The following is a 10,679-nucleotide window of genomic DNA, read 5'->3' on the forward strand; positions in this document are numbered from 1 at the left end:
TCATCCGCCCGGCCCAACCTATGAAACCTTGGGCAGCGGTGCCATATGCGCAACAGTAGCGCCAGGCCAGCGCCGGCCCGCGGTCGACATCCCGGCCCGCGCGACCGCGCGCCGGGCCCGTTGCTGTGTGTTTGGCGGACTTGGCCGCTAACCAGCCGCGACCGCGTTACCATCCGTCGTATCTCAGGGAGGAGTGAGATGTCGTTCCTGTTCGCGGACCCCGAAGCGCTTGCCGCAGCGGCTTCGGACCTGTCCGGCATCGGATCGACGCTCAGCACGGCCAACACGGCGGCAGCGGCCCCGACCAGCGCGGTGGCGGCGGCCGCCGCCGACGAGGTGTCGGCGCAGGTCGCCGCGTTCCTCTCCGAGCACGGGCTGGGATATCAGCAGATCAGCGCGCAAATCGCGACGTTTCACGAGCAGTTCGTCCAGACGTTGAGCGCCGGTGCCGGCGCCTATGCGGCGGCCGAGGCCGGCGCGGCCCAGAACCTCGCCGGTGCGGTGAACGCCCCCGCGGCGACGCTGCTCGCCGGTGGCGGCGGTGTCGCCGGTGTCGCCGGTGCGGTCGGCGGAGCCGTGTCAGGTGCGGTCAACCACGTCGAGAGCGTCGTGGCGGGCTCCGCCAATTTCCTGGGTGCGGGCACCGGGCTGCTCGGCGGCGGCGCCCAGGCAATCGCCAGTCAGGCCGGTGCGGCCGCCAGCGCCGTGTCCGGTGCAGCCGCCAGCGCCGTGTCCGGCGCGGCCGTCAGCGCCGTGTCCGGCGCGGTGAGCCAGGTCGAGAGCGTCGTGGCTGGTTCGGCCAATTTCCTGGGGGGCGGCCTGTTCGGCGGCGTCAGCCAGGCCGCCGCGCTGCTGCTGGGGCCCACCGGCGGGATAAGGGCCCTGACCGCGGCCAGCGCACTGCTCTCGCCGGCTGCCGTCACCAACGCCGCGGCGGTGTCGGCGGCGAACGCATTCGCGCCCATCGCCGATGCGATCGAGTCCGCCTACCTGCTGGTCGAGCCGTGGGTGCAGTACGGCTTCGAGCTGGCCTCCTACGCGGCGGGCTGGCTGCCCTGGATCGGCTGGATAGTGGCACCACAGATCATGTTCGTCTACAACCTCTTCGAGCCCATGGTGCAGAGCGGTCTGTTCAACATTTTGGACTGGCTGGGTGGTTCCATCACTTTCGTCCAGGGGCTGAACAACTTCCTTGCGGCCACCACGGCGTCGATCAACTACTTCATCCAGACCGAGATCAACTGGTTCCTGGGCTTCCTGCCGCCGCTCCCGCCGTTTCCGCCGTTCTTCCCGTAACCAGGCCGGTCAGCGATGGTGGCTGCGCCGCCAGAGCACCCACACCGGCGGCGCGACCCCCAGCGCGATCAGCAGCAGGGCCCCGTATGCCATCAGCCCCCGGCCGCCCAGGATGACGTCGTCGGCGGGGCCGCCCATGCTCATCACGGCCACCGTCAGGAGCCACGTCCACAGCGGCAAGGCGGCCACCCGCGCGGACCTGGTCCACAAGCCGGCGGCCCAGACCAGCGCCGCGTTAAGCAGTCCGCTGAGCAGCCCACTGATGGGAAACGGAATCGAGCCGATATACGAGGGCAGCAGCAGCGCGCCGGCCACCGCCGACAGGATCCCGTCGACGGCCAGCAGCGCCAGGACAACGAAACGAATCGCGGGATCTGTTGCGCCGCTGTCCTCAGCGGACGCGGCGTGTGGCTTGGTTTCGGTCAGGTCGGGACGCTGTCGATGTTGGAGAGGATCGAGCCGATGACCCACTGCAGGCTGTCGAGGCGGTCCTGCCAGTGCTGCAGGTTAGGGTCCAGGTCGGGGTCCATGCGAATTCCTTCCGTGGCTGCCTGTTTGGCAGCCTACCGCGTTGCGGCAGCGGCGAAACCGAGTCCCGCGAGCAGATCCGTTTCCCAGCCGCGCCCGTCGCGCTCCCCCGCGGAGCCGCCCACCAGCACATAGTGCTCCTCGGCGAGGATGGGCAGCGCCATGTTGTTCGACAGGGCGCACGCGCGGCCGGTCGGGCCGACGACGACCTGCGTGGCGTGGGCGGCCAGCGCGGCCGTCTTCGCGGCGAGCGCCTCGGGCGCCACCTCGACGACGGCGTCGATGTCGGAGTCGGCATAGCCGAAGTCGAACTCGTCGTGGGGCGGGATCGCCCAGTCGGGCAGCAGGTCTTCGCGATCCAGCGCCCGCCAACCGGCCTGGAATGCGCTCTCGGCCAAGACCGTCCAGTAGAACTTCGGCACCGCCCAGGGCTCCCCCGGATAGTCGCCGGCCTTGAAGCCGGCAGATGCGACGGCGGCCGTCGTGACTGTGTGGGCGTGGATGTGGTCGGGGTGCCCGTAGCCACCGTTCGGGTCGTAGGTCACGACGACGTGCGGGCGCTGCTCGCGGATGATGGCGACCAGCGCGCCGACGGCCTCCCGCTCGTCGGCGTCGATGAACCTCTCGCGCCGCCTTTTTGGGGTGCCCTGCATGCCCGAGTCGCGCCACCGCCCCGCACCGCCCAGATAGAGCGGTCCGCTGACGCCGAGCGCCCGCAATGCGGTGGTGAGCTCCCCGATTCGGTAGCCGCCGAGTTGGTCCGCGCGGTCGACGGCCAGCCCGGCCCACGGATCGCCGATGACCTCGCCCTCCTCGCCGAGGGTGCACGTGACGACGCGCACCTGCGCCCCGCGTGCGGCGTAGTGCGCAATGGTGGCGCCGTTGCTCAGGCTCTCGTCGTCGGGGTGCGCGTGGACGAACAGCAGCCGCGGACTCTCGGGCATGGACGCACCCTACCCCGGCGGCCGCGTCACCGACGGGCAGCGGATAGGAACGCGGACGGCTACTATCGAGAAATGCCCCAGCTAACAAAGGACCGGAGTAACACCCGGAGCCGCCGACGAGGCGAAGTGCTCGAACGTGCGCTGTACGAGGCCACGTTGGCGGAGTTGGCCGAAGTCGGATACGGCGGGCTGACGATGGAAGGGATCGCGGCGCGCGCCCAGACCGGCAAGGCCGCGCTGTACCGGCGCTGGTGCAGCAAGCACGATCTGGTGCACGCCGCCCTGGTGTACGCCCTGCCGCCGCTGCCCGAGCTGCGCACCGGCCGGTCGGCCAGGGAGAACTTGCTGACGATCTTCACCGCCCACCGCGACATGCTGGCCGGCAAGACCACCTTTCCCGGCCTCGACGTCGTTCATCAGCTGCTGCACGAGCCGGAAATGCGCGCCATCTTCGCCGACGCCGTGGTGTGCCCGCGCCTCAAGATCGTCGAATCGATCCTGCAGGCCGCCGTAGACGACGGCGACCTCGACCCGGCCACCGTCACACCGCTGACCGCGCGAGTCGGACCGGCGCTGATCAACCACCAGTTCATGCTCACCGGCGAACCGCCGAACCGGCGGGAGCTGGCGCTCATCGCCGACACCGTGATCCCGCCGCGGGCGCGGGCCTAGAAAACGCCTGGGGCAACTAGGCCACGAGGTCGGCGCCTGCGGCCAGGCTCTGGTCGAAGATGCCCTCGAGGCCGCCGATGTTGCCGCCGTTGAAGACCTGCGCCCCGGAACCGGTCAGGAGCGTGCCGATGGCCGGGAGCTGAACACCGCCCAGGAAGCTGTTCACGGTCTGCTCGCCGGTGCCCAGGATCAGGTTGCCGACGTTGAAGACACGGTTCAGCCCGCCGTTCAGGGCGGCGTTGGTCCCGAACATGCTTGTCTCCCAAGCTATTTCGCTGTTCAGCAGGTTGGTGTTGAAGCCGGTCTCGGCGGTGAGCAGGTTGTCCAGGAAGTTGATCTGGCCCGACGCCAGGCCCTGCAACCCCGCGGTCGGCGCCGCGACCAGCGCCACCCCGAGGTTGGGTAGCCCGGCGCCCAGCGACCCGTTGAGGGCCCCGTTCAACGACGCCTGCAAGCCCGCCGCGTTGATCCCCGCCGTCAACGCGGCCTGCAGCGACCCGTTGCCGGTCAGCGAGGTTGCCACCCCGCTGATGAGGTCGAGGTCCCACAGGAATTTGGTGTCCAGGGCGCCCAGGAAACCGCCGAGCGCGCCGCCGGCGATCAGGTTGGCCGGGCTGCCCATCGCCAGGCTGGCGACGATGGCGCCGGCGGTGGGAAGCTGCGCGCCCAACAGGCTGTCGAAGGTCACTTCGCCGGTGCCCAGCACCGTGTTCCAGAAGTTGAAGGCGCTGTCGAGCATGCCACCGAGCGCGCCGGTGCCGCCGAAGACGGCCGTCTCCAGCGCCGTCTCCTGGGCGACCAGGGCCGCGTTGAGGCCGAGCTCGTTGGTGATCAACGCGGTGTTGAAGCCCACCTCCATCGCCTGAAGCTGGGCGAGGAATGCGGGCACGTTCGGCGCCGTCACCAGGACCTGCCAGGGCGCCACCAAGTTGGCGAACAGGGTGGGCAGCCCGGCGAGCCCGAGGCTGAGCCCCCCGTTCAAAGCGGCGTTGAGCTGGGCGCTGAGCCCCGACAGGCCGAGGCTGATGCTGGCACCGAGGCTGGGACTGAAGCCGAAGACGCCGCCCAGCGCCGCGAGCGCGGCGTTCAGGTTGGCCGGCAGGGTAATGCCGCCCATCAGCGCCGGCAGGCCGGCACTCAGGTTGCCGACCAGTGATCCACCGGTTTGCAGGGCACCGGACAGGGCGGCGCCAAGGCCCGACAGGCTGCCACCGAAGCCGCCGGACAGCGCGGTGTTGATCGCGCCGCTCAGGCCCGGCAGCCCGGCGCCCAGGCTGCCCACCAGCGCCCCACCGGTCTGGGCCAAACCGGACAGCCCACTACCTATACCGGCCGCCAAGGTCGCACCGACCGGCCCCAGCCCCGACAGGCCGCCACCGAGGCCGCCCGACAACGCGGCATTGAGCGAGGCGTTCAGCCCGGAAAGCCCGCCGTTCAGGCTGGCCGCGAGTCCCGGGAACGCAAGGCTCAGGCCGCCGGCCAGGCCGGACAGCCCGGCGCCGAGGCTCGCCGCGAGCGAGGTACCGGTCTGGACCATTCCCGACAGCCCATTGGTGACGCCGGCGGCCAACGTCGCACCGAGCGGCCCCAACCCCGCAAGGCCGCCCAGGCTGCCCGACAGCGCGGCGTTGAGGGAGCCGTTCAGCCCGGAAAGCCCGCCGCTGAAGCTGGCCTGCAGCCCCGGCAGCGCAGCGTTGAAGCCGCCCGCCAGGCCGGAAAGGCTGGTGCCGATGTTGGTGGCCAGCACCCCGCCGGTCTGCGCCAGCGCCGTCAGCCCACCGTTCACGTCGGTCGCGATCGCCGCACCGAGCGGCGCCAGTCCCTCGAGATTGGCACCGAGGCTGCCGCCCAGGCTGCCCGACACCGCGGCGTTGAGCGAGACGCCGATCGCGTTGAGGTCGGCGCTCAGGCTGGCCCCCAGCCCGGCGAGCCCACCGCTCAAGTCGATGCCGAGCGCGGGGACCGCGCTCGCCAGCGTCTGCACGACATTTACCTCGGCTGCCGCGTAGCTTGCCGCACCGGCCGTCAAACTTCGCACGAACTGCTGGTGGAATAACGCCGCCTGCGCGCTGAGTTGCTGATAACCGGCAGCGTGCGAGGAAAAAAGCGCGGCAATTTCCGCCGAAACCTCATCCGCGGCCGCGGGCAGCACCCCCGTGGTCGCAACGGCGGCCGCGCTGTTGGCAGAGCCGATGATGGAGCCAAGATTTGCCAAATTGCTTGCGGCATCGGCGATTAGCTCCGGCGCTGCGATAAGAAACGACACTGACGACCTCCCCGGTTCAGCACACGATGTCCGTTATCCCCCCGTCGCCCAGATCGGGCGGATATCGCGATAGCCGCAGCGTATCGAAATGGTCCCGTGAAAACGGCTGTTTGCAGTAACTAACTGCGAGGATATCCCGTCCGAATTAATTTGTAATTAATTCGTTACTTTGGTTCCACGCGATTCGACGCTCGAACATTTATAGAAAATGGCCATTTTCAATTTGTCGAAAAGCGCGTCTTCACGGCCGGGTTTTGATCCATTGGCCGGCGTCGCCGACGATGCCGACCGGCACCGCGCCCGTGAGGCCGACGTTCTGCACGCTGGGCCCGGCCGCGACGATCGTGGTGTCCTGCAGGATCGGCAACACCGTCGACATGTTCCACAGCCGCGGTTCGACCGCGGTGATCACGTCGTTGATGTTCTTGGTGCCGCTGAGCGCGGCGTCGATGTTCGACTGGATGCTGCGATCGCAGATCCCGGTGAGGTTCGACGGCGCCTGCACCAGCGCGCCGGGCTCGGACGGGCGCGGGGGCGGGGGGGCCGGGGTCGGCGTCGCTGAAGACGTCGCAGCGCTGGTGCCCGGGCCCGCGGGCGGCGGGGCAGCGGCAGGGGTGGTGATCGGCGCGCTGGACGGCGACACCGTCGTAGTCTGCAGCGCGGGGCAACCGTAGCGCGAGGCCAGCAGAGTCGCGAGGTTTCCGCCGGCCCGGTGCCAGCCCACGATCGCATCCACCTGGTTGTTGGTCAGCGCGTCGCGATACAGCGTCACCGGGTCCAGCGCCAGCACGGTCGCGTCGATGCCGACGTTGCGCAATCGGTCGGCGGCCGTGTTGGCCACCGCGACCGAGGTCGGGTCATTCGCCGCCACCCCGATGGCCAGGGACAGCGGTTGGCCGTTCTTGCTGATCCGGCCGCGGATGACCTCCGGCGGCCCGGTGCTCGCCGGGGTGGGGGACGGGGACGCCGACGGGTTGCTGTCGATCTGATAGCCGGACGCCGACAGCAACGCCAGCGCCGCCGGCGTGGTCATCGCGGGCGGCGCCGTCGGCTCGTAGCCGGGGTCGCTCGGCGAGCGGATCTGGGCCTGGTCCAGCGTGACGGTGTTGTCGCTGCCCGCGCCCACGGCCGCCAGCAGATCGACATCAAGCAACCCCAGAAGCGCCTTGCGGACCTGCGAGTCGGACAGCTTGGGCTCGCTGGCGCGCAGCGTGAGCTGCATGACCCGTGGCGTCACGATCCGGGCGGTCCGCACATCCGGGATGGCCGAGAGTTGCGCGAAGGCCGCCGAGCCGCCGTGCACCTGGGCTACCTGGGTGTCGCCGTTGCGCACGGAATCGGCCAGCGCGGCCGGCGCGCCGGCACGACGGAAGAGGATCAGCGCGGGTTTGGCGGGCGGGCCCCAGTAGCGGTCGTTGCGGGCGAGCAGGATCTCGTCGCGCTGCGGATCGATGGTCTCCACCCGGAACTGCCCGCCCGTGACGGGCAGGGCGCGGGCCAGCCCGGCCAGGAAACCGCCCGGAACGTCCTTGATGATGTGCGCCGGCAGTATGTTGCTGAACAGCTCCTTCCAGGCCGGATACGGTTGCGCGAAGGTGACCACGGCCTGCTTGCCGCCGTCGAGCGATTGCACGCCGGTGATGGCGTCGTATCCGGCCGGGTCGACCACGCCGGGCTGGCTGACCATCTGCCGCCACAGGTACCAGAAGTCGTCGGCGGCGATCGGCGCGTTGTCGGTCCACTGCGCCTCGGGCCGGATCTTGTAGGTCACCGTGAACGGGTTCTGGTTGGTCACCTCCGCGGATACCAACAGGGTGGGGTCCATCTCCCAGCGCGAGCCCGTCGGCGTGGTCGCATCGGGCACCGGCCGGAACGCGCTGGGCAACACCAGCGCGCTGATCGCCGCGTTCACCGGCGACAGGTCGGAGAGCAGATGGGGGTTGAATCCGGCGCCGATCGAGTCGATGCCCATGATGATCTGGGTCGGCCGCTGCGGCGGCGGCGCCGAGTTGTGCGGCGTGTCGGTGCTCTGCGGCGCCGGCGGCGGATTGACCGTGCACGCCGCCAGCACCACCCCCAACAGCGAAACGACCGCGCCGACCGTCAGGAAGAGGCGGCGGGCTCGTCTCGGCACGCCCATCAGGGTATCGAGCAGGCGCCCGGCAGCCCGTCGAACCACGCGGGGCTAGCCCCGGGCCTTGGCCCGCGCCCGGCTGCGGGCCCGGGTGGTGGCGTCCAGCTCGACCTTGCGGACCCGCACGATCTCGGGGGTCACCTCGACGCACTCGTCGGGGGCGCAGAACTCCATGGCCTGTTCCAGGTCCAGCTCCAGCGGCTTGGCCAGCGTCTCCATCACGTCCGCGGTCGACGACCGCATGTTGGTCAACTTCTTCTCCCGGGTGACGTTGATGTCGAGGTCCTCCGGGCGCGGGTTGATCCCCACCACCATGCCCTCGTAGGTGTCCTGGCCCGGCTCGACGAAGAACTGCCCGCGATCGGCGAGCTGCAGCAAGGCGAACGGCGTGATGGTGCCCGACCGGTCCGACACCAGCGAGCCGGTGTGCCGGGCCCGGATCTCCCCCGCCCACGGGCGGTACCCGTCGAACACGGCGTTGGCGATGCCCGTGCCGCGGGTGAGGGTGAGGAAATCGGTGCGGAAGCCGATCAGGCCGCGGCTGGGGACGACGAAATCCATCCGGACCCAGCCGGCCGCGTGGTTGGTCATCTCCTCCATGCGGCCCTTGCGGGCGGCCATCAACTGCGTGATGGCGCCGACGAATTCCTCCGGGCAGTCGATCGTCATCGCCTCGAACGGCTCGTGCAGCTGACCGTCGATGGTCTTGGTGACCACCTGCGGCTTGCCCACCGTGAGTTCGAAGCCCTCCCGGCGCATCTGCTCGACCAGCACGGCCAGGGCGAGCTCGCCGCGGCCCTGCACCTCCCAGGCGTCGGGCGCGCCGATGTCGACGACGCGGATCGACACGTTGCCCACCAACTCGGTGTCCAGCCGGCTGCGGACCATCCGCGCGGTCAGCTTGTGACCGGGTACCTTGCCCGCCAGCGGCGAGGTGTTGGTGCCGATCGTCACGGAGATCGCGGGCTCGTCGACGGTGATGCGCGGCAGCGCGTGGGCGTGATCGGGATCGGCCAGCGTGTCGCCGATCATGATCTCGGGCAGCCCGGCCACGGCGACGATGTCGCCGGCGATCGCCTCGTCGGTCGGGTTGCGCTCGACGCCCTCGGTCGCGAGCAACTCGGTGATCTTGGCGCCGGTGATGACCGGCAAGCCGTCGACCTCGCGCATCCAGGCGACCTGCTGGCCCTTGCGCAGCTTGCCGTTGTAGATGCGGATCAGCGCGAGCCGCCCGAGGAATGCCGACGCGTCGAGGTTGGTCACCAATGCCTGCAGCGGCGCCGCCGGGTCCCCCGACGGTGGCGGGATGTGCTCCAGCAACACGTCGAACAGCGGGTCGAGGTTGGTGCCGTCGGGGACCTGGCCGTCGAGTGGTTGGGTGGTGCTGGCCACGCCTGCGCGCCCCGACGCGTACAGCGTCGGCAGCCCCAGCGCATGCTCGGCCGCGGCGGCCGCTTCGGCGTCTAGATCCGATGCCACGTCCAGCAACAGGTCGTGGCTGGCCTCCACCACCTCGGCGATGCGCGCGTCGGGCCGGTCGGTCTTGTTGACGACGAGGATGACGGGCAGGTGGGCGGCCAGCGCCTTGCGCAGCACGAACCGCGTCTGAGGCAAGGGCCCCTCGGAGGCGTCGACCAGCAGCAGCACCCCGTCCACCATCGACAGCCCGCGCTCCACCTCGCCGCCGAAGTCGGCGTGGCCGGGGGTGTCGATGACGTTGATGACCGTCACGGTGCCATCCGGGTTGTGCCGGTGCACGGCGGTGTTCTTGGCCAGGATGGTGATGCCCTTTTCTTTCTCGAGGTCACCACTGTCCATGATGCGTTCCTGGGTGTCGTCACCCCGGTGGTGCAGCGCCCCGGACTGCCGCAGCATCGCGTCGACCAGGGTGGTTTTCCCGTGGTCGACGTGGGCGACGATGGCGACGTTGCGGAATGGCACGTCGGTGATTCTGGCAGCGGGCGCCTCAGATAGCGAACTGGCTGATGCTCGACTGCTCGGCCGCGTTGAGTGTGCGGTGGCGGCGCGCCGCGTCGGCGTGTCGTCGCCGCAGCCGCACGACCGAAGCCCAGGACGCACCCTAAAGGGCGCGGTCGGGCTACCAGCCGCGGCGGCGCGGCGCCGACGCGATCAATTCGTGCGTCTCGGCCACGTCGCGGCTGCGGTAGACGATGTAGGGCCGGAACAGATAGGCGATCGGGGCGCTGAACGCGTGCACCAGCCGGGTGAACGGCCACAGGGCGAACAGCGCCAGGGCGATCACCACGTGTATCTGGTAGTAGAACGCCGCGTGCGCCATCAGGTCGCCGCGCGGGTCGAGGAGCCAGATCGACCGGAACCAGACCGACACCTTCTGCCGGTAGTCGTGCAGCTCGCCGAAGTGCGTGGCGCCCGCCAGGGTGCAGCACAGCCCCGCCACCAACGCGCACGCGAGCACCAGGTACATCAGCTTGTCGTTGCGGGTGGTGGCCAGGAAGACCGCGCCGTGTGTGCGCCGCCGGTAGATCAACAACCCGATGCCGATCAGGGTCGCGAAACCGGCGGGCACGCCGAGCAGCAGCGCCTGCAGATGATAGATGTGGTCGCTCATCCCGACGGCCCGCGTCCAGGATTCCGGGACGAACAGGCCCATGACGTGGCCCATGATCACCGCCAGGCTGCCGAAGTGGAAAAGCGGGCTGCCGATCGACAACAACTTCGACTCGTAGATCTGCGACGAACGGGTGGTCCAGCCGAACTTGTCGTAGCGGTAGCGCCACCAGGTGCCGACAGCCGCGGCCGCCAGGACGACGTAAGGCACGTCGTCCCAGAAGATTTCGATCAATTTCAGGTGTACCAA

General features: G+C 69.7%; 8 protein-coding genes. 2 read left to right on the forward strand and 6 right to left on the reverse strand.

All coding sequences use genetic code 11. The features are described from left to right. Positions 1–198 precede the first annotated feature (198 nt). Positions 199–1,296, forward strand: coding sequence for a PE family protein (locus VMD50_RS20135; protein WP_325429996.1), 1,098 nt, complete (start codon positions 199–201; stop codon positions 1,294–1,296). A gap of 9 nt (positions 1,297–1,305) precedes the next feature. On the opposite strand, the gene VMD50_RS20140 is transcribed toward VMD50_RS20135, so the two are convergent. Together VMD50_RS20140 and mshB are read right to left on the reverse strand one after the other, a co-directional pair. Beyond that, positions 1,306–1,767, reverse strand: a complete 462-nt coding sequence (locus VMD50_RS20140; protein WP_325429998.1) for a hypothetical protein — start codon at positions 1,765–1,767, stop codon at positions 1,306–1,308. Between the two features lie 92 nt (positions 1,768–1,859). Further along, positions 1,860–2,768 carry an N-acetyl-1-D-myo-inositol-2-amino-2-deoxy-alpha-D-glucopyranoside deacetylase gene (gene mshB, locus VMD50_RS20145; RefSeq protein ID WP_325430000.1) on the reverse strand — a complete coding sequence of 303 codons (909 nt, stop codon included), beginning with the start codon at positions 2,766–2,768 and terminating at the stop codon, positions 1,860–1,862. A gap of 72 nt (positions 2,769–2,840) precedes the next feature. Between mshB and VMD50_RS20150 the strand changes: the two genes are divergently transcribed. Next, positions 2,841–3,440, forward strand: a complete 600-nt coding sequence (locus VMD50_RS20150; protein ID WP_325430002.1) for a TetR/AcrR family transcriptional regulator — start codon at positions 2,841–2,843, stop codon at positions 3,438–3,440. A 16-nt stretch (positions 3,441–3,456) separates the two neighbouring features. Here VMD50_RS20150 and VMD50_RS20155 read toward each other — a convergent pair whose 3' ends face one another. The 4 genes from VMD50_RS20155 to narI form a co-directional block, all read right to left on the reverse strand. Next, complete coding sequence (locus VMD50_RS20155; RefSeq protein WP_325430004.1) at positions 3,457–5,706, reverse strand: PE family protein; 2,250 nt, start codon at positions 5,704–5,706, stop codon at positions 3,457–3,459. Positions 5,707–5,947: 241 nt separating this feature from the next. Continuing rightward, on the reverse strand, positions 5,948–7,846 hold the full coding sequence (locus VMD50_RS20160; protein ID WP_325430006.1) for an ABC transporter family substrate-binding protein: 1,899 nt from the start codon (positions 7,844–7,846) through the stop codon (positions 5,948–5,950). A 45-nt stretch (positions 7,847–7,891) separates the two neighbouring features. Next, a complete protein-coding gene (gene typA / locus VMD50_RS20165; protein WP_325430008.1) occupies positions 7,892–9,781 on the reverse strand; it encodes a translational GTPase TypA in 1,890 nt (629 codons plus the stop codon). A 157-nt stretch (positions 9,782–9,938) separates the two neighbouring features. Next, positions 9,939–10,679: a respiratory nitrate reductase subunit gamma gene (gene narI / locus VMD50_RS20170; protein ID WP_325430010.1), complete on the reverse strand. Its 741-nt coding sequence runs from the start codon at positions 10,677–10,679 to the stop codon at positions 9,939–9,941.

It is taken from the genome of Mycobacterium sp., from assembly GCF_035506235.1.
GTDB lineage: Bacteria > Actinomycetota > Actinomycetes > Mycobacteriales > Mycobacteriaceae > Mycobacterium.

Bases quoted from the DNA above. Each gene is read 5' to 3' on its own strand.
- VMD50_RS20135 (WP_325429996.1), top strand. From the start codon at position 199: ATGTCGTTCCTGTTCGCGGACCCCGAAGCGCTTGCCGCAGCGGCTTCG.
- VMD50_RS20160 (WP_325430006.1), bottom strand. From the start codon at position 7,846: ATGGGCGTGCCGAGACGAGCCCGCCGCCTCTTCCTGACGGTCGGCGCG.
- mshB (WP_325430000.1), bottom strand. From the start codon at position 2,768: ATGCCCGAGAGTCCGCGGCTGCTGTTCGTCCACGCGCACCCCGACGAC.
- VMD50_RS20150 (WP_325430002.1), top strand. From the start codon at position 2,841: ATGCCCCAGCTAACAAAGGACCGGAGTAACACCCGGAGCCGCCGACGA.